At 70.7% G+C, this 17,521-nt stretch carries 18 protein-coding genes; 6 read left to right on the forward strand and 12 right to left on the reverse strand.

Going from position 1 to position 17,521, the window contains the following annotated elements:
- Positions 1 to 30 precede the first annotated feature (30 nt).
- The 6 genes from proC to HCT63_RS14375 are packed head-to-tail and all read right to left on the reverse strand — an operon-like array spanning position 31 to position 4,773.
- Positions 31 to 828, reverse strand: coding sequence for a pyrroline-5-carboxylate reductase (gene proC / locus HCT63_RS14350; RefSeq protein ID WP_167006087.1), 798 nt, complete (start codon positions 826 to 828; stop codon positions 31 to 33).
- Positions 829 to 869: 41 nt separating this feature from the next.
- Positions 870 to 1,607 carry an ABC transporter permease gene (locus tag HCT63_RS14355; RefSeq protein WP_167006090.1) on the reverse strand — a complete coding sequence of 246 codons (738 nt, stop codon included), beginning with the start codon at positions 1,605 to 1,607 and terminating at the stop codon, positions 870 to 872.
- A 6-nt stretch (positions 1,608 to 1,613) separates the two neighbouring features.
- A complete protein-coding gene (locus tag HCT63_RS14360; RefSeq protein ID WP_167006093.1) occupies positions 1,614 to 2,351 on the reverse strand; it encodes an ABC transporter ATP-binding protein in 738 nt (245 codons plus the stop codon).
- Complete coding sequence (locus tag HCT63_RS14365) at positions 2,348 to 2,947, reverse strand: TetR family transcriptional regulator (protein ID WP_167006096.1); 600 nt, start codon at positions 2,945 to 2,947, stop codon at positions 2,348 to 2,350. Before HCT63_RS14365 ends, HCT63_RS14360 begins: the two co-directional genes overlap by 4 nt.
- A gap of 50 nt (positions 2,948 to 2,997) precedes the next feature.
- Entirely contained in the window at positions 2,998 to 3,828 is an 831-nt protein-coding gene (locus HCT63_RS14370) for a sugar phosphate isomerase/epimerase (RefSeq protein ID WP_167006099.1), read from the reverse strand.
- 21 nt (positions 3,829 to 3,849) lie between these two features.
- Positions 3,850 to 4,773, reverse strand: coding sequence for a Ppx/GppA phosphatase family protein (locus tag HCT63_RS14375; protein ID WP_167006102.1), 924 nt, complete (start codon positions 4,771 to 4,773; stop codon positions 3,850 to 3,852).
- 49 nt (positions 4,774 to 4,822) lie between these two features.
- Here HCT63_RS14375 and HCT63_RS14380 point away from each other — a divergent pair, with 49 nt between their 5' ends.
- From HCT63_RS14380 to disA, 5 genes are all read left to right on the forward strand, one after another.
- Positions 4,823 to 5,569: a DUF3109 family protein gene (locus HCT63_RS14380; RefSeq protein ID WP_167006105.1), complete on the forward strand. Its 747-nt coding sequence runs from the start codon at positions 4,823 to 4,825 to the stop codon at positions 5,567 to 5,569.
- A 44-nt stretch (positions 5,570 to 5,613) separates the two neighbouring features.
- Positions 5,614 to 6,252, forward strand: coding sequence for a VOC family protein (locus HCT63_RS14385; RefSeq protein ID WP_167006108.1), 639 nt, complete (start codon positions 5,614 to 5,616; stop codon positions 6,250 to 6,252).
- Between the two features lie 88 nt (positions 6,253 to 6,340).
- A complete protein-coding gene (locus tag HCT63_RS14390) occupies positions 6,341 to 6,787 on the forward strand; it encodes a hypothetical protein (protein ID WP_167006111.1) in 447 nt (148 codons plus the stop codon).
- A gap of 58 nt (positions 6,788 to 6,845) precedes the next feature.
- Positions 6,846 to 8,246 (forward strand): DNA repair protein RadA, encoded by a 1,401-nt coding sequence (gene radA / locus HCT63_RS14395; protein WP_167006114.1) that lies wholly within the window; start codon positions 6,846 to 6,848, stop codon positions 8,244 to 8,246.
- Between the two features lie 20 nt (positions 8,247 to 8,266).
- Complete coding sequence (gene disA / locus HCT63_RS14400) at positions 8,267 to 9,355, forward strand: DNA integrity scanning diadenylate cyclase DisA (RefSeq protein ID WP_167006117.1); 1,089 nt, start codon at positions 8,267 to 8,269, stop codon at positions 9,353 to 9,355.
- Positions 9,356 to 9,388: 33 nt separating this feature from the next.
- Here disA and HCT63_RS14405 read toward each other — a convergent pair whose 3' ends face one another.
- Complete coding sequence (locus HCT63_RS14405) at positions 9,389 to 10,156, reverse strand: hypothetical protein (RefSeq protein WP_167006120.1); 768 nt, start codon at positions 10,154 to 10,156, stop codon at positions 9,389 to 9,391.
- A gap of 46 nt (positions 10,157 to 10,202) precedes the next feature.
- Between HCT63_RS14405 and HCT63_RS14410 the strand changes: the two genes are divergently transcribed.
- A complete protein-coding gene (locus HCT63_RS14410) occupies positions 10,203 to 11,087 on the forward strand; it encodes an A/G-specific adenine glycosylase (protein WP_167006124.1) in 885 nt (294 codons plus the stop codon).
- Between the two features lie 2 nt (positions 11,088 to 11,089).
- Here HCT63_RS14410 and HCT63_RS14415 read toward each other — a convergent pair whose 3' ends face one another.
- From HCT63_RS14415 to HCT63_RS14435, 5 genes are all read right to left on the reverse strand, one after another.
- Positions 11,090 to 12,118 (reverse strand): sulfotransferase, encoded by a 1,029-nt coding sequence (locus HCT63_RS14415; RefSeq protein ID WP_167006127.1) that lies wholly within the window; start codon positions 12,116 to 12,118, stop codon positions 11,090 to 11,092.
- A 133-nt stretch (positions 12,119 to 12,251) separates the two neighbouring features.
- On the reverse strand, positions 12,252 to 14,789 hold the full coding sequence (locus tag HCT63_RS14420) for an ATP-dependent Clp protease ATP-binding subunit (protein ID WP_167006130.1): 2,538 nt from the start codon (positions 14,787 to 14,789) through the stop codon (positions 12,252 to 12,254).
- A gap of 206 nt (positions 14,790 to 14,995) precedes the next feature.
- On the reverse strand, positions 14,996 to 15,490 hold the full coding sequence (locus HCT63_RS14425; protein WP_347877943.1) for a GtrA family protein: 495 nt from the start codon (positions 15,488 to 15,490) through the stop codon (positions 14,996 to 14,998).
- A 28-nt stretch (positions 15,491 to 15,518) separates the two neighbouring features.
- Complete coding sequence (locus HCT63_RS14430) at positions 15,519 to 16,478, reverse strand: NAD-dependent epimerase/dehydratase family protein (RefSeq protein ID WP_167006135.1); 960 nt, start codon at positions 16,476 to 16,478, stop codon at positions 15,519 to 15,521.
- Positions 16,475 to 17,482, reverse strand: a complete 1,008-nt coding sequence (locus HCT63_RS14435) for a glycosyltransferase (RefSeq protein WP_243843041.1) — start codon at positions 17,480 to 17,482, stop codon at positions 16,475 to 16,477. The genes HCT63_RS14430 and HCT63_RS14435 overlap by 4 nt, the downstream gene beginning before the upstream one ends.
- Between the last annotated feature and the right edge of the window lie 39 nt (positions 17,483 to 17,521).

Below are 17,521 nucleotides of genomic sequence, written 5' to 3' on the forward strand. Positions count from 1 at the left end.
CTCCGTGTCGGTGTCCCCCGACGGCCGCCGTCAGCCGCCGATCTCGGCCGACCGGTCGCGAGCGGCCCTCGTGGCGGCGAGGAAGGCAGCCCGGATCCCGCGGGCCTCGAGCTCGCCGAGCGCCGCCGCGGTCGTCCCCCCAGGAGAGGTGACGCGCTCGCGCAGCACGGCGGGGTGCTCACCGGTCTCGGCAGCCAGTCGCGACGCACCGACGAACGTCTGCATGGCGAGCTGCGTCGAGGTCGTACGAGGCAGCCCCAGGTGGACGCCGGCCTCGATCAGCGCCTCGATCGCCAAGAAGACGTACGCCGGACCGGACCCGGAGACCGCTCCTGCAGCGTCCTGGAGCTGCTCGGGCACCCGGACCACGGTGCCGACGGCGCTCATGATGTCGTCGACGACGCCCAGCTGCGCGTCGTCGCAGGACGCGCCCGCCGAGATGACGGAGACTCCGGCGCCGATCTGCGACGGCGTGTTGGGCATGACCCGGGCGACCGACGTCCCCTCAGGCAGGGCGGACTCCAGATGCGCCGTCGTGAGTCCGACGGCGAGCGAGACGACCAGTGCATCGGGCCGCAGGCGGGGCCCGATCTGCATGAGGACCCCGTGCACGTCGTACGGCTTGACGCCGACGAGCACCACGTCGGCCTTCGCTGCCGCTGTGACGGCATCGGTCACCTCGACGCCGTACGACTCCCGCAGCGCCTCGGCGTGCTCCGGCCGTCGCACCGCCAGCACGAGATCGGCGGGCTGCCACCCCCGCGCGAGCATCCCGGCGACGATCGCCTCTCCCATCGCACCGGCACCGACCACTGCAACTGTGCTCATGATCCGAGGATAGAGGGACGGCCGCCTGTGCCGGTCGGGCGTCAGGGCGTACGACGGCGCAGCGTCGCCGAGCCGAGCAGCAGTGCGGCAACCACGAATCCGACCAGCACGAGCACGTCGACGGTGAGGTCGCTCGTCCAGTCGGCGTGCGCCGCGACCTGCGACGCCGCATCCACCGCGTACGTCAGCGGGGTCACGTACGAGACCCACTCCAGCACGACGGGGAGCTGGTCGGTCGGCACCAGCAGCCCGCACACCAGCAGCTGCGGCAGCACGAACGCGGGCATGAACTGCACGGCCTGGAACTCCGTCGCTGCGAACGCCGAGACGGCCAGGCCCAGTGCCGTCCCCAGCAGGCCGGAGAGCACCGCGACCCCGACCAGCCGCCCCATGCCTCCGGCGACGTCGAGCCCGAGCAGCCACACCGAGAGCCCGGCGACCAGCGCGCCCTGCACCAGGGCGACCACCGCGAACGCCAAGGCGTACCCGACGAGGAAGTCGAGCTTGGCCATCGGCAGCGTGAACAGGCGCTCCAACGTGCCCGAGGTCCGCTCCCCCAGCGTCGTCACCGAGGTCACGAGGAACATCACGACGAAACCGAAGATCCCGAGCAGCTGCGGGCCGATCCCGTCGAACAGCGCCCCGGCGTCGGAGTAGACCCACCACAGCAGCGTCATGAGGACGCACGGAACCACCAGCATCAGCGCCATCGTGCGGCGGTCGTGGCGGAGCTGGGTGAGCACCCGCACGGTGACGGCAGCCGTGACGCGGCCGTTCATCGCGCCTCACCCCGCTTTCTCGGCGACGAGGGCGAGGAACGCCGCCTCGACGTCGGACGTGCCGGTACGCCGCAGCAGACCGGCCGGAGTGCCCTGGGCGAGCAAGGCCCCGTCGCGGAGCAGGAGCAGGCCGTCGCAGCGCTGCGCCTCGTCCATCACGTGGCTGGAGACGAGCAACGAGATGCCGTCGGCGGCGAGGCGCGCGAACAGGTCCCACAACCGCACGCGCAGCACGGGGTCGAGGCCCACCGTCGGCTCGTCGAGCACGAGCAGCCGCGGCGATCCGAGCAGTGCGGCCGCGAGCGAGACGCGACTGCGCTCGCCGCCGGACAGCCGGTCGACACGCGTGCTGGCGTACCGGGTCAGGTCGACGAGGTCGAGCACGCGGTCGACCTCGCCCGTACGGGCCCCCAGGACCCGCGCGAAGAAGCGCAGGTTGTCGGCGACCGTGATGCCTCCGTACACGCTCGGGCTCTGCGTCATGTAGCCGACACGGTCGCGCAACGACGGGGACCCTGCAGGCTCGCCCAAGACGCGGACCTCGCCGCCGTCGACCGTCTGCACCCCCACCACGGATCGCATGAGTGTGGACTTGCCCGAGCCCGACGGCCCCAGCAGCCCCGTCACCGTCCCCACCGGCACCGTGCACGAAAGGTCAGCGAGGACCTCGCGACCCTGGCGGACGACACGGAGGCCGTCGACCGTCACAGCGTCGTTCCGTCCGGCCGGCGACCGGTCCGTCATGTGGCGGCGGCCCCTTCGGACGAGCGCAGCGCCAGGTAGCCCTGCACTGTCGGTCCGACCACCTCGACGATCTCCTCGACCGGCATCGAGGCCAGCGGCTCGACCGCCAGCAGGTAGCGTGCCGTCAGCAGGCCCACCATCTGCGACACCAGCAGCGCGGACGTCAGCGGCGGGGCCTCCGGGCAGTGGCGCTCGACCAAGGCGGCGATCTGCCCCTTCAGGACGAAGTCACGGGTGAGCTCGCCCTGCTCCGCGCTGCCCAGGCCGCTGCGGGCGGCAGCAACCACGGCCTCCCGGTTGACGGGGTCGTCCCACGAGGTCAGCAGGACACGAACGAAGGTGCGGCCGACCTCCTCGTACGGGGCCTCGAGCACCGGCTCCATCGCCTCGCTCATGGCGTGCGGGAGCTGGAGCGCCGCAGCGACGAGCCGCTGCTTGTCCTTGAAGTAGTGGTGGACGAGAGCCGGGTCGACACGGGCCCGGCGAGCCACGGCGCGGATCGACGTACCGTCGTACCCGCGCTGCGCGAGCTCTGCTCGCGCTGCGGCGACGATCTCGCCGCGAGTGTCCGGTGTGCCCGGCCGCCTTCCCGCCATGGGCGAAGCGTACGACCGGAACTGGTCCGCGACGGGCCGAAATGCATCGATCAAAGATCGTGCGAGGCGACCGCAGAGGCCAGATGGAGCCTCGTGAAAGCAAGCGCCTCCGCGAGATCGGCCTCGCGCTCGAGGCGGTCGGCGGCCTTGCGGGTGGTCACCTCGACGGCGACGTCGCCGGCGTACTCGTGCTCGGCGAGCAGGCCGAGCAGCTCGCCGACGGGCTGGTGCCCACGTCCGGGGACCAAGTGCTCGTCGCGGGCCGAGCCGGTCCCGTCACCGAGGTGGACGTGCGCCAACCGACGTCCGAGGTCGGAGGCCATCTCGAGCGGGTCGGTGCCCGACGTCGCACAGTGGGAGACGTCGAGCGTCACGTGCTCGTAGCCGAGCACCACCGGGTCCCAGCCCGGGGCGTACGCCTGGAACTCCCGCTTGCCGGTGCGCCAGGGGTACATGTTCTCGACGGCGAAGACGACGCCCGTGCTGTCCTCCAGCTTGGCCACACCCTCCTCGAACGCGCGCGCGTAGTCGCGCTGCCAGCGGAAGGGTGGGTGGACGACGACGAGCCCGGCTCCGCAGGCACGTGCCATCTCCGCGCTCTTCTCGAGCTTGACCCAGTGGTCGGTCCCCCAGACGCGCTGCGTGATGAGCAGGCACGGCGCGTGGACGGAGAGGACGGGGATCTCGTGGTACTCCTGCAACCCGACGATCGCGTCGATGTCGGCGCTCGTCGCGTCCGTCCCGACCATCACCTCGACCCCGTCGTAGCCGAGCCGCTTGGCGATCTCGAAGCCGACCTCCGTCGACTCGGGATAGACCGACGAGGTCGAGAGCGTCACCCGTGCGGACGGCACGGAGACAGGCGGCACAGGGTCTGTCACTGCTCCAGGTTACGCGGTGTCTCACATGTGGTCGTGGCGCTCGAGCAGGACGCCCTCGCGCAGCGCCCACGGACACATCTCGAGCTCGGGGAGCTCGAACAGGTCCATCACCGCGTCGGCGACGATCGCACCGGCCACCATCTGGTGGGCACGGTTCGGCGAGACCCCCGGCTGCTCGGCGATCTCGGTCACCGACATGGTGCGCAGCTCCTCGAGGTGCGCGACGACGAGGTCGTGGCGCAGCGACCTCTTGACGTACGGCCCGGCCTCCGACGGCGCGGCACCGGACAGCCGTGCCAGCGACCGGAAGGTCTTGCTGGTCGCGACCACGTGGTCGAACCCGCCACCCCTGCGCAGTGCCCCGACCGAGTCGGCGATCTGCTGGCGGACGAACAGCCGCAGGGCGTCGTACTGGGCGTCGCTGGGGACCCCGTCAGGGAACCACTCGCGCGTCAGCCGCCCCGCGCCCAGAGGCAGCGAGGTGCAGACGTCGGGAGTCTCGTCGCGCCCGGTCGCGATCTCGAGCGAGCCGCCGCCGATGTCGAAGACGCCCAGGCGACCCGACGACCAGCCGAACCAGCGCCGTACAGCCAGGAACGTCAGCCGCGCCTCCTCGTCTCCGGGCAGCACGTCGAGGCGCACCCCGGTCTGGGACTCGACCTTCGCGAGCACCGCGTCGGCGTTGACCGCGTCACGCAGCGCCGACGTCGCGAACGCGATGACCTCCGAGCACCCCTTCTCGGAGGCGACGGCACGCGCCTCGTCCACGAACCGCACCAGCGCCTTGACCCCGCGCGGGTCGACAGCGCCGTCGTCGTCGAGGTGCTCCGCGAGCCGCAGCGGCTCCTTGTAGGTGAACGCGGGCAACGGCGGAGCGCCACGATAGGCGTCGACCACGAGCAGGTGACCCGTGTTCGAGCCGATGTCGAGCACTCCGATGCGCATGACATCGAGCGTACCGACCACATGTGGCGATCCGTTCTATGGTGGAGGCGTGCCCGAGGTGATGCTCGACTTCCCCCGTACGTGGGCAGAGTTCCCGGACCCCGCCGACGACGACCAGGTGTTCCGCTGCGATCTCACCTGGCTCACGTCCCGCTGGACCTGCATCTTCGGCAACGGGTGCCGCGGGATCTACGCCTCCGCGCCCGACGTCGGCTGCTGCACGCTCGGTGCGCACTTCGCCGACGAGGCGGACTACGAGCGGGTCGCCCCGTACGTCGAGAAGCTCGGCCCCGAGGACTGGCAGCACCGCAAGGAGGGGCGCAAGCACGGCTGGACCGAGCGCGACGAGGACGGCGAGCTCAAGACCCGCGCTTACGAGGGCGCATGCATCTTCCACAACCGTGAGGGCTTCGCCGGCGGCGTCGGGTGCGCCCTGCACAAGTGGGCCCTCGACCACGGCGAGTCGCCGGTCGCGGTCAAGCCGGACGTGTGCTGGCAGCTGCCGATCCGCCGCCAGTTCCGCGAGGTCGAGCGCGGCGACGGCACCTCGTACACAGAGGTCGCGATCGGCGAGTACACCCGGGCCGGCTGGGGGCCGGGCGGTCACGACCTCGACTGGTACTGCTCGTCCAACACCGAGGCGCATGTCGGCCTCGAGCCCGTCTACGTGAGCAACGCCGACGAGCTCACTGCTCTGATGGGCCCAAAGGGCTACAAGCAGCTCGTCAAGCTCTGCGAGGAGCACCTTGCCGGCGAGCACCGTCGTACGCGACACCGCGCCGACCCCGGGGCCTGACCCCACCCTCGAGGCGGTATGTGTCGCGGGTCACAATGACGCACATGCGACTGGACCATCTCTCGTTCGCCGCCGGGCCAGACGGCCTCGCCGCGACCACCGACCGGCTCGGCACGCTTCTCGGCGCGGATTTCCTGGACGGCGGCAACCACCCCCGCTTCGGCACCCGCAACATGATCCTGCCGTTGGTGGGCGACCAGTACGTCGAGGTCGTGGCCGCACTCGACCACCCCGCGTCGGACAAGGCTCCGTTCGGACAGGCCGTGCGCGCACGGACCGAGCTCGGTGGCGGCTGGCTCGGATGGGTCGTCCGCGTCGACGACATGACGCCGGTCGAGCACCGGATGGGCCGGCACGCGGTGCCCGGCAACCGCAGGCGCCCCGACGGCTTCAACCTCGAGTGGAAGCAGATCGGCGTACGAGGAACGCAGGCGGACCCTCAGCTGCCGTTCGTCGTCCAGTGGGAGGTCCCCGACGAGCAGCACCCGTCACGCTCGGGCCCCGCGGCACTGTCGCTCGGCTCGCTCGAGATCGCCGGCGACCCCGCGCGCGTGACGCAGTACCTCGGGGAGTCGGTCCTCGACGCGCTGACCGACGTCGAGGTGCGATGGGTCGCCCCGAACGGCACGCCGGGAATCGTCGCGGCCACCTTCGTCACTCCGGAAGGCACCGTCCGGATCTGAGGTGGTCGAACTGATTGAGATCCGAACTGGTTGAACTGAGTACTACAACGGATGGTCTGAGGCTCAGGCTCGCCACACCCTGGAGAGCATGAGCAGTGTCCTCGGAATCACCGGCCACCTGGGCGCAGTCGCAACCGTCGTGGTGTCGATGGCCGCCACGGTATTGCTGGGGGTCGTGGGGATCAACCTGCTGGTCACGCAGAGCGCCGGAGCGGCGGGCTACGACGCGGCGGCGGTCATGGCCGCGGTCGTGGCGCTGTGCTGCTTCGCCGGATCACTGGCGCTGATGCGCCAGACGGGCAAGCTGCGTCCCGCGCTGTGGGGCTATCTCCCCGGGCTGATCGCGGTGCTCACCGCCGGGCTGCTCGTCAGCGAGGGCGGCACCCACGCGGCCGCCGACGCCGTGCCACCGCTGATCGGCGCGGTGCTGTTGCTCGTCCCGTCGACGTGGCTGCCGATCTACGCCGCCGTCCGCGCCCACCTCGAGACGCGCCGCGAAGACGTCAGCGCGCGGTCCTGGCGCGGCCGGCTCTGATCCACAGGTCGGGCGAGCCGCTGCCGACCTGTCACCCCTCTCGCCTAGCGTGTCCGTCATGGCGAGAAGCGCGACGACGTTCCGGTGCAGCGAGTGCGGGTGGACGAGCACGAAGTGGGTCGGCCGATGTGGCGAGTGCCAGACGTGGGGCACGGTCGACGAGACCGGAGGCCCTGCCACCGCGCGCACCACGCCGACGTCCGTCACCCGAGCCGCGCGCCCGATCGGGCAGATCGACGTCGAGTCGTCGCGCTCGCGTCCCAGCGGCATCGCCGAGCTCGACCGCGTCCTCGGGGGCGGCTTCGTCCCGGGGGCGGTGGTGCTGCTCGCGGGTGAGCCCGGCGTCGGCAAGTCGACGCTCCTCCTCGAGGTGGCCGCGCGCTGGGCCCGTGGGCTTGCGACCACTCTCTATATCTCCGGCGAGGAGTCGACCGCTCAGATCCGCCTGCGCGCCGACCGTACGCGGGCCGTCCACGACAGCCTCTACCTCGCCAGCGAGACCGATCTCGGCGCCGTCCTCGCCCACATCGACGAGGTGAAGCCCTCGCTGCTGGTTCTCGACTCCGTCCAGACCATCGGCTCGAGCAGCATCGACGGTGTGCCTGGCGGTGTCACCCAGGTCCGCGAGGTCGCCTCGACACTCATCCAGGTCGCCAAGTCCCGCAACATCCCGACCGTCCTCGTCGGCCACGTCACCAAGGACGGCTCGATCGCCGGTCCCCGCGTGCTCGAGCACCTCGTCGACGTGGTCCTCCAGTTCGAGGGCGACCGCAACACCCGGCTCCGGCTGCTCCGTGCCGTCAAGAACCGCTTCGGCCCGGTCGACGAGATCGGCTGCTTCGACCTGTCCGAGGAAGGCATCGTCGAGGTCCCCGACCCGACGGGCCTGTTCGTCTCGCGCCACCACCAGCCGGTTTCCGGCACCTGCATCACGGTGACGATGGAGGGCAGGCGCCCCCTGCTCGCCGAGGTCCAGTCGCTCGTGTCCGCCACCGAGCTCCCCCAGCCTCGCCGCGCGACGAGCGGGCTCGACAGCTCGCGGATGGCGATGATCCTCGCGGTGCTGTCGCGTCGCTGCGGCCTCGTCCTCGGGCGCAGCGACGTCTATGCGGCGACGGTGGGCGGGGCACGGCTCAGCGAACCCTCCGCTGACCTCGCGACCGCCATCGCCGTCGCCTCGGCGGCCACCGACACGATCGTCCCCAGCGATCTCGTCGCGCTCGGCGAGGTCGGGCTGGCCGGCGAGGTCCGGCGGGTGACCCACCTGGGGCATCGCCTGCGCGAGGCCGCCCGCCTCGGGTTCCGGCGCGCGATCGTGCCGCGCGACGGCGCCGACGCGACGCCCGACGCACGCAAGGTCCCTGGGTTGTCCGTCGTCGCGGTCGACGACCTCGCAGGCGCGCTCCGCGAGCTCGGCGTCGGTGCGGGGACCAGCCACTACACTGATCGCAGTCATTGAACCAATCTCGCGGGGGAACTGTGTCGATCAACGATCGAGCGGGCGGCACGCCGCCGATCCTGCGGGCGACGCTCGCCTCGGTGGCCCCAGGAACGGCACTGCGCGAAGGCCTCGAGCGCATCCTTCGAGGACGCACCGGCGCACTGATCGTCTTCGGCCAGGACAAGGACATCGACGCCCTGTCGACGGGCGGCTTCGTGCTCGACGTGCCGTTCACGCCGACCGCTCTGCGGGAGCTCGCCAAGATGGACGGCGCGATCATCCTCGACAAGGGCGCGACCCGGATCCTCCAGGCGGGGGTCCACCTCATGCCCGACCCGTCGATCCCCACGCACGAGACCGGCACCCGGCACCGCACGGCCGACCGGGTGGCGAGGCAGACCAACGTCCCCGTCATCTCGGTGTCGGCGTCGATGCACATCATCGCGCTGTACGTCGAAGGCAACCGCCGCGTGCTCGAGGAGGCCGGCGCGATCCTCGGCCGCGCCAACCAGGCGCTCGCCACGCTCGAGCGCTACAAGCTGCGCCTCGACGAGGTCTCCGGCGCACTCTCGGCGCTCGAGATCGAAGACCTGGTGACCGTGCGTGACGTCGCAGCGGTCGCACAACGGCTCGAGATGGTGACCCGGATCGCCGTCGAGATCGAGGACTACGTGCTCGAGCTCGGGACGGACGGACGCCTCCTCTCGCTCCAGCTCGACGAGCTCGTGACCGGTGTGGAGAGCGAGCGCGAGCTGATCGTCCGCGACTACGCCCCTGCTGGCCGTCGGGGCAAGCCCCCGGCCGAGGTCCTCGCCGACCTCTCCGAGATCGTCTCCACCGACCTCGTCGACCTGGCCGCGATCGCCCGCGCACTCGGCCTCGGCACCGGCGAGCACCTGGAGTCGGCGGTGTCTCCTCGGGGCTACCGGCTGCTCGCCAAGGTCCCCCGGCTCCCCAACAGCGTCATCGAGCGTCTGGTCGAGCACTTCGGCACGCTCCAGAAGCTCCTCGCTGCGAGCATCGAGGACCTTCAGGCCGTCGAGGGTGTCGGCGAGCTCCGCGCCCGCAGTGTCCGCGAGGGTCTGTCACGCCTCGCCGAGGCGAGCATCCTCGAGCGCTACGTCTGACCGACAGCCCCGCGGGCGCTCACGGGGACTGCGTCACGGGGTCTGAGCCGTCGACGGGCTCGTGCTGGGCTTGCCCGTGGCCGCCGGCGCTGTCGGCTTCGTCGTCGGTGGCGGCGTGGGTGTGGGTGTGGGTGTGGGCGTGGGCGTCGGAGGCGCGGCGAGCGTGAACTCGCCGATCGCCGGCTCACCGCCGAGAAGCGCGGCCTTCGCCTCGTACGCTCCGGGCTTCACGAATGCGCCCTCCTTGTCGCACCCGTCACCGTCGGCCCGCCCGCTCCACGGAACGTCCACCACCGTCGCCCAGGTGGGGTGGACATCGACCGTCAGACCCCGGATCCGGTCACAGGTCTGGGTGTCCCAGACCTGTCCGTCGGAGTCACGCACCTCAAGGACGAAGGTCGTCGGGTCGATCCGGACCGTGCACGGCTCCTTCGCCGACGTGACGACCCGCAAGGTCACGGGGATCGCCCGACCCGCCAGCGTCCCGGCGGCGACCGACGGGACGACCTGGACCGAGGCAGGGGCGCAGGACCCGGTGACCGTACCGAGCCGGACCCCGACCTCGACGTCCTTTGCCTTGCGGCTGCGCGGCGTGGGAGGCGGCGTGGTCGGCGCGGGCCCGCTCGGCGTCGCCGAGGGGCTGGCGGGCGACTTCGGGGCCTTCGCGTCTGCGTCGTCACCTCCGCCGACGACCCGCGAGACCAACCAGACGACCAGCAGCACGACGACGGCCACGACGATCCGTCGACGCCAGTAGACACCGGGGGGCAGCTTGCCCGAAGGCCGCATCACCGAGCTCACGCCCACACGCTAACCGTCACCACGGCCGTGGCAGGATCGACTCGCCATGGTCGCCCCGAGCTCCTCCTCACTCCACACCGCCGTCGTCGCCTGGTACGCCACGCACGCCCGCGAGCTGCCGTGGCGCCGCAGGTCCACGACCGCCTGGCACGTGCTCGTCTCCGAGGTCATGCTCCAGCAGACGCCCGTGGAGCGGGTCGCCCCCGTCTACGAGCAGTGGGTGGACCGATGGCCGACACCGTCGGCGCTGGCCGCCGAGCCGAGCGGCGAGGCGGTCCGGGCCTGGGGACGCCTCGGCTATCCCCGCCGGGCGCTGCGCCTGCATGCTGCCGCCACCGCCGTCCGCGACCGGCACGACGGGGTCGTCCCCGAGGATCTCGACACGCTCCGCGCCCTGCCCGGCGTCGGTGAGTACACCGCCGCCGCAGTCGCCGTGTTCGCGTACGGGCACCGGCACGCGGTGCTCGACACGAACGTTCGGCGGGTGCTCGCACGGGTCCTCGACGGGTCGGCGCTCCCCTCCCCCGCCCTCACCGCCGCCGAGCGTGTACGCGCGGCGGATGCGCTGCCGGACGACCGCTCGACGGCGGCGACCTGGTCGATCGGACTGATGGAGCTCGGCGCGCTCGTCTGCACGGCACGTTCGCCGCGGTGCGGGGACTGCCCGATCCGCGCGCGGTGCCGCTGGTTCGATGCCGGGCGGCCGGCGTACGAGGGTCCGGCGCGGCGGGTGCAGACCTATGCAGGCACGGACCGTCAGTGCCGCGGGCGTCTGCTCGCCGTGCTGCGCGAGTCCGACGTGCCCGTGGGTGGTGAGGTCCTGCGTGCCGTCTGGGACGACCCCACCCAACGCGAACGCGCGCTCGACGGCCTGCTGGACGACGGACTCGTGGCCCTGGTCGACGACGACGTCTACGGTCTGCCCGGCTGAGCTCAGCTCGCCCGCGGAGGACGGATGCGCCGCGCGACCGAGCGCAGTCCGCTCTCGCGGCCCGACCGACGCCGTGCGCGGGCGACCGCGGCCTCCCGCTCGCGGCGATAGTGGTCCGCGGCGAAGGCGACAGCCTCCTCGTGCTGGGCGGCGTACGCCGCGCCGAGCGCGTCGAAGGTGTCGTCGAGGTCGGGTGTGAGGGCCTCCTGGTCACCGGGGGCGGCACTGAGCGCTGCGTACGCCTGCCACACTCCCTCGCCGAGCTCCACCAGCGCGGCGGGGATCTCGAGCCCCGACCAGTCGACGACGTTGCGCCGAAGTCCCGCGTCGAGGAACTCGTCGACCGGGTGCGGCTCGGTCGTCAGGTCCGGCTCGTACGTGAGGTCGAGGCCGCGGCGTACGCGCTCGGCCTGGCCTCGCCAGTCCTCGAGCAGGTCGGTGTAGCGGACGACCACCCTGTGGGCCCCTCGGGTCACCCGCTCCGACTCGAGGGCGATGTTGACCCAGCCCCCGATCTGGCGGACGGCCAAGGCACGGCGGCGGTCGTCGTCGGTCGACTTCGTGTAGTGCATGGTGCGGCTCGCGGAGACCTCCGCCGGGTGCCGCATCATCGTCACGAAGCCCGGCGTGATCCCGAGATCCTCGGCCGTCTCGAGCCACAGACGCGAGAGGAGGACGGTCCGCGGGTCCTTCACGATGATCTGCTGCGACTGGGTCAGGGCATCGGCGAGCCACGTGCGCAGGCGCTGGGCGTAGTCGCCGCTGCGAACCACCGCGTCGACGCGAGCCGGAGCGTCGGGGGCGAGGTCGAGCGTGCGGACACTGGCGGCGTCGAGGACCTCTTTGTGGAAGTCGATGACCCACTGTGGCTCGTAGAAGCCGCGAGGGTTGCTCTTGTTGGGCGGGACCTCGGGCTTCGGGACGTGAAGACCCAACCGCGCGAGCGTGCCCGCCATCGAGCTCGTCCCGCTCCGACCGGGCCCCAGGATGATCACGAGTCGTGAGCCGGTCGGGGTCGCGGGATCAGGCACGAGAATCCACCTCGGCGCGCGCGGCGCCAGTCGTCTGCAGGGGCGGTGGCTCACGCTACCACGCGTCTCAGCGCACCCCGGAGACGTCGAAGGGGACCCCGTACGGGGTCCCCTTCGGTCGTCGTGACGTCGGTCAGCCGGCGGCTGCGGTGCCACCGTTGGTGCCGCCGTTGCCACTGCCCGCCGTTGCCTCGAGAGGCGTGTCAGGCAGCTCGGCCTTGGCCTCACCCTTGAAGGTGAAGGTCGCGGCGGGGCCTTCGCCCTCGACGTCGACCAGCACGATCTGGCCGGGACGGACCTCCCCGAAGAGCAGCTTCTCGGCGAGGGTGTCCTCGATCTCGCGCTGGACCGTCCGGCGAAGCGGACGGGCACCGAGCACCGGGTCGAAGCCGCGCGAGGCGAGGAGGTGCTTGGCGGCCGGCGTGAGCTCGAGCGCCATGTCCTTGTCCTTGAGCCGCTTCTCGACCGAGTCGAGCATCATGTCGACCATGTCGACGATCTCGTCCTGCGTCAGCGGCGGGAACACCACGATCTCGTCGACACGGTTGAGGAACTCGGGACGGAAGTGCTGCTTGAGCTCCTCCGACACCTTGGCCTTCATCTTGTCGTACGAGCCCTGGACGTCGCTGGCCTGGCTGAAGCCGAGGTTGACGCCCTTCGCGATGTCTCGCGTGCCCAGGTTGGTCGTCATGATGATGACGGTGTTCTTGAAGTCGATGACCCGACCCTGCGAGTCGGTCAGTCGACCCTCCTCCAGGATCTGCAGGAGCGAGTTGAAGATGTCCGGGTGGGCCTTCTCGACCTCGTCGAACAGCACGACCGAGAACGGCTTGCGGCGCACCTTCTCGGTGAGCTGGCCACCCTCTTCGTAGCCGACGTAGCCGGGAGGCGAGCCGAACAGCCGCGAGACGGTGTGCTTCTCGGAGAACTCGCTCATGTCGAGCTGGATGAGCGCGTCGTCGTCGCCGAACAGGAAGTTGGCGAGCGCCTTGGACAGCCAGGTCTTGCCGACACCCGAGGGCCCGGCGAAGATGAACGAGCCGCCGGGGCGACGCGGATCCTTGAGGCCGGCACGCGTACGGCGGATCGCCCGCGACAGGGCCTTGATGGCCTCTTCCTGACCGATGACCCGCTTGTGCAGCTCGGACTCCATGTTGAGCAGCCGGGTCGACTCCTCCTCGGAGAGCTTGACGATCGGGATGCCGGTCGCGAGCGCGAGGACCTCGGCAATGAGCTCCTCATCGACCTCGGCCACCTCGTCCATGTCACCGGCGCGCCACTGCTTCTCGCGGTCGGTCTTGGCGGCCAGGAGCTCGCGCTCCTCGTTGCGCAGGGACGCTGCGGACTCGAAGTCCTGGACGTCGATCGCGTTCTCCTTGCGGCGGCGCACGTCGGCGATCTTGTCGTCGAAGTCGCGCAGGTCCGGCGGTGCGGTCATCCGGCGGATGCGCAGCCGCGAGCCGGCCTCGTCGACGAGGTCGATGGCCTTGTCGGGGAGGAACCGGTCGGAGATGTAGCGGTCGGCGAGCGTCGCGGCCGAGACCAGAGCCTCGTCGGTGATCGTCACGCGGTGGTGCGCCTCGTAGCGGTCACGCAGGCCCTTGAGCATCTCGATCGTGTGCGCGATCGACGGCTCGGCGACCTGGATCGGCTGGAAGCGGCGCTCCAGCGCAGCGTCCTTCTCGAAGTGCTTGCGGTACTCGTCGAGCGTGGTCGCGCCAATGGTCTGCAGCTCACCACGGGCCAGCATCGGCTTGAGGATGCTGGCGGCGTCGATCGCACCCTCGGCCGCGCCGGCACCGACGAGCGTGTGGATCTCGTCGATGAACAGCACGATGTCGCCGCGGGTGCGGATCTCCTTGAGGACCTTCTTGAGGCGCTCCTCGAAGTCACCGCGATAGCGCGAGCCGGCGACCAGCGCGCCGAGGTCGAGAGTGTAGATCTGCTTGTCGCGGAGCGTCTCGGGGACGTCGCCGCGGACGATATCCTGCGCGAGGCCTTCGACGACCGTCGTCTTGCCGACGCCGGGCTCACCGATGAGCACCGGGTTGTTCTTGGTGCGGCGCGAGAGCACCTGCATCACGCGCTCGATCTCCTTCTCACGCCCGATGACCGGGTCGAGCTTGCCCTCGCGGGCAGCCTGCGTGAGGTTGCGACCAAACTGGTCGAGGACAAGTGAACTGCTCGGCGCGGACTCGCCGGCAGGAGCCCCGGCGGACGCGGTCTCCTTGCCCTGGTAGCCCGACAGCAGCTGGATGACCTGCTGGCGCACACGGTTGAGGTCGGCGCCGAGCTTGACGAGGACCTGGGCGGCGACGCCCTCGCCCTCGCGGATCAGGCCGAGCAGGATGTGCTCTGTGCCGATGTAGCTGTGGCCGAGCTGGAGCGCCTCGCGGAGGCTGAGCTCGAGGACCTTCTTGGCACGCGGCGTGAACGGGATGTGGCCGCTCGGCGCCTGCTGGCCCTGGCCGATGATCTCCTCGACCTGCTCGCGGACCGCCTCGAGCGAGATGCCGAGGTTCTCCAGCGCCTTGGCCGCGACACCCTCACCCTCGTGGATGAGACCAAGAAGGATGTGCTCGGTGCCGATGTAGTTGTGGCTGAGCATGCGCGCCTCTTCTTGGGCGAGCACGACAACACGACGGGCGCGGTCGGTGAACCTCTCGAACATGCAACTCCCCTTGATCCGAGACCCTTCTCCAGGTCGGGCCCCTCAGTCCGTTCCATGCTAGTCGTGGCTGCCAACGTCGGCGGCACGCCCGAGCACCTGGGATTTCCCTGATTACAAGGGATCGCGGGCCTTCAGGCTTCCTGTGTTCACGCAGGGCGAACACCACAGAGGGCAATGTTCGCCGACAGCGAACGCGACGAGGGTGGCTAGCGGCTGGCGAAGACGAAACGTCGGTAGAGGACCCACCGCGTCGCGGTGCCGAGCACGAGCCCGACCACGTTCGCGGCGACGTTGTCGGAGACCACCGAGGACAGCCCCAGGACGTACCGGCTGACGCCGAGGCAGAGGGCGGGGATCGCCAACGCAATGGCGTTCGCCACGACGAAGGCCACGAGGTGCCGCCACATCGACTCCGGCGCCTCGGTCCCGAACGCCCAGAAGCGGTTGCCCAGGTAGTTGACGGCCAGCCCAGCGACCACACCGACCGCGTAGGCGGTGATGGGACGGTCACTCAGGACCGCGAGCGGTCCGCCGTGGACGAGGAGGTTGAAGAGGCCGACAGTCGTCACGGTGGACAATCCGCCCACCAACAGGAATCTGACGGCGGCCCAGATGCTCCTGCGCCTGAGGCGAAGAGAGGCGCCGGCCGAGTCGTCGGCGGCCTGTGAAGAAGGCGCGCCTTCGGCTTGGGTCAGTTCCACGTCGGCCAGGATAGGTCATCGCCGCAGGTTAGGCGGACAAGGCGGCGGGTCCCTGCGTGTGGAGCCGACGCCCGAGGTCGTCCACGGTCGACGCGATGCCCGAGGGAAGGGTCGTCGTCACGAGGGAGTCGAGGTGCGTCCAACGGGTCGACCGCACCCTGAGGTCGCGCACCTGGAACCGGCGCGCCGGAGAGTCTCCGAGGACGACAGGAGGTCGTCTCTTGACGACACGGTGGAGGGTGTCGAGGAGGCTGGCGATGGTGACCGGCCGTCCCGACCCGATGATCTTGGTGACCGGCTCGGCCATGCCTGCGCTGTCGGGCAGGAGCGCGAGAGCGCTGAGGACGACCTTGGCGCAGTCGTCCGCGTACAGGTAGTCGCGGGTCGTGTCGAGGGGGACGTAGAGCGAGAGCGGTCGCCGCAACAGCGATGCCTTGGCGAGCTGGGAGATCAGGCCCTGCGCCTTCGCGAGGTTCTGTCCGGGTCCGTAGACATTCGTGAGCCGTCCCACCATGGTCGGCACGCCACTGCGTCGGACGAGATCGGCGGCGATCGCCTCGATCTCGAGCTTGTGCCGGCCGTACGGCGCCAGCGGCGCCACGGCAGTGGCCTCGGTGAAGGGCGGTGCCGTACTCCCGGCATACACCCCACCGGCCGACGAGGCGACGAAGAGCGCACGCGGCCCACGCCCCCCCATGCGCGCCAGCTCGTCGGCGAACGCGGTGAACACTGTCGTCTCTGCGGCCAGCGCGCTCTCGTCGGTCCCGACCACGCCTGCACCTGCGACCCAGACCAGGTTCCATCCCCCGCCGCGTCGCTCATCAGCGGCGGCGGCGGCTCGGAGTGTGGACGTCAGTGCGGCGATCTGGTCGTCCGGACGGCTGCCCCAGGGGACGAGGACACGTCGCGTCTCCAGACCCGTGCGGGCGGCCCTGCGCAGCACGGCCGACCCGACCAGGCCTGACGCTCCCACCACCCACGTCGTCATGGAGTGGGCCCGACCTCGCCCTCGCGCTCGTCCGTCCGCTGGGAGACGACCTCCGCGCGACCCAGTGGGCCGTCCGCGGGATCCCCGACCACGAGATAGGCGGGGCGTCCCATCGCCATGTTCACGGCGGTACCGAGATACTCGGCAAGCACGCCCAGCGCGAAGAGGATCGCGCCGGAGGTCAGGAGCACGACGGTGATGAGGGACGTCCAACCCGCCTGGACGTCCGATCCCGCGAGCTTCGCGATCACGAGGACGACGGCGACCGTCACACCGAGCGCAGCCAGCAGCGCCCCGAGCACACTCACCAGCCGCAGCCCTCGGGTCCCGCTGGTCACGACCATCCGCCAGAAGTGCGACAGCAGTGAGCGGAAGCGATAGCCCGAGACTCGGTCACCCTCGTCGCGCAGAGTGACCGGGCTCGTCGCCGCGTTGCGGGCGACCCAACCGAGCGCGACATCGAGGTAGATGCCCGCGCCGGAGTAGGCGGCCACGCTGCGGCCGACCTCGCCCAGCACCAGGCGGAAGCTGTTGTACATCGTCACCTCAGGGGTGCCGCCGATCTTCGCGATCAGCCACTTGGCCGTCCGCGAGGCGCCGTTGCGGAGTGCACCGTGCGGGGCCTCGTTCACCGGAGCGCCATAGACGACGCTCGCCTGCTCCCGTAGCGCGGTGTCGAGCATCCCTCCGATGTCACCGGGGTCCTGCTGGCCGTCCTCGTCCATCGTGACGATCCAGTCACCGCCCGTCGACGACATCCCGGCGAGCGTCGCGGCGTGCTGTCCGAAGTTGCGACTCAGCCACACCACCCGGACCCACGAGTGCTCGTCGGCGAGCGCACGCATCACCGACGGGGAGTCGTCGGGGCCGTTGTCGTCGACGAGGACGATCTCGCCGATCCTTGCCGTAGCCCCGCCCGGCGTGGTGAACGGCTTCGTGTAGGGCGTCAGCTCGTCGACCACCGCGCGAAGGTGCTGTTCACCTTGGTAGACGGGAATCACCACGGAAAGGTCGTGACACTCGCCGAGCAGGCCTGAAGATCT

The organism is Mumia sp. ZJ430 (genome assembly GCF_011751845.1).
Classification (GTDB): domain Bacteria; phylum Actinomycetota; class Actinomycetes; order Propionibacteriales; family Nocardioidaceae; genus Mumia.

Bases quoted from the DNA above. Each gene is read 5' to 3' on its own strand.
- HCT63_RS14390 (WP_167006111.1), top strand. From the start codon at position 6,341: ATGAGCAGTGTCCTCGGAATCACCGGCCACCTGGGCGCAGTCGCAACC.
- HCT63_RS14410 (WP_167006124.1), top strand. From the start codon at position 10,203: ATGGTCGCCCCGAGCTCCTCCTCACTCCACACCGCCGTCGTCGCCTGG.
- HCT63_RS14355 (WP_167006090.1), bottom strand. From the start codon at position 1,607: ATGAACGGCCGCGTCACGGCTGCCGTCACCGTGCGGGTGCTCACCCAG.
- HCT63_RS14430 (WP_167006135.1), bottom strand. From the start codon at position 16,478: ATGACGACGTGGGTGGTGGGAGCGTCAGGCCTGGTCGGGTCGGCCGTG.
- HCT63_RS14385 (WP_167006108.1), top strand. From the start codon at position 5,614: ATGCGACTGGACCATCTCTCGTTCGCCGCCGGGCCAGACGGCCTCGCC.
- HCT63_RS14375 (WP_167006102.1), bottom strand. From the start codon at position 4,773: ATGCGCATCGGAGTGCTCGACATCGGCTCGAACACGGGTCACCTGCTC.
- HCT63_RS14365 (WP_167006096.1), bottom strand. From the start codon at position 2,947: ATGGCGGGAAGGCGGCCGGGCACACCGGACACTCGCGGCGAGATCGTC.
- radA (WP_167006114.1), top strand. From the start codon at position 6,846: ATGGCGAGAAGCGCGACGACGTTCCGGTGCAGCGAGTGCGGGTGGACG.
- proC (WP_167006087.1), bottom strand. From the start codon at position 828: ATGAGCACAGTTGCAGTGGTCGGTGCCGGTGCGATGGGAGAGGCGATC.
- HCT63_RS14420 (WP_167006130.1), bottom strand. From the start codon at position 14,789: ATGTTCGAGAGGTTCACCGACCGCGCCCGTCGTGTTGTCGTGCTCGCC.
- HCT63_RS14360 (WP_167006093.1), bottom strand. From the start codon at position 2,351: ATGACGGACCGGTCGCCGGCCGGACGGAACGACGCTGTGACGGTCGAC.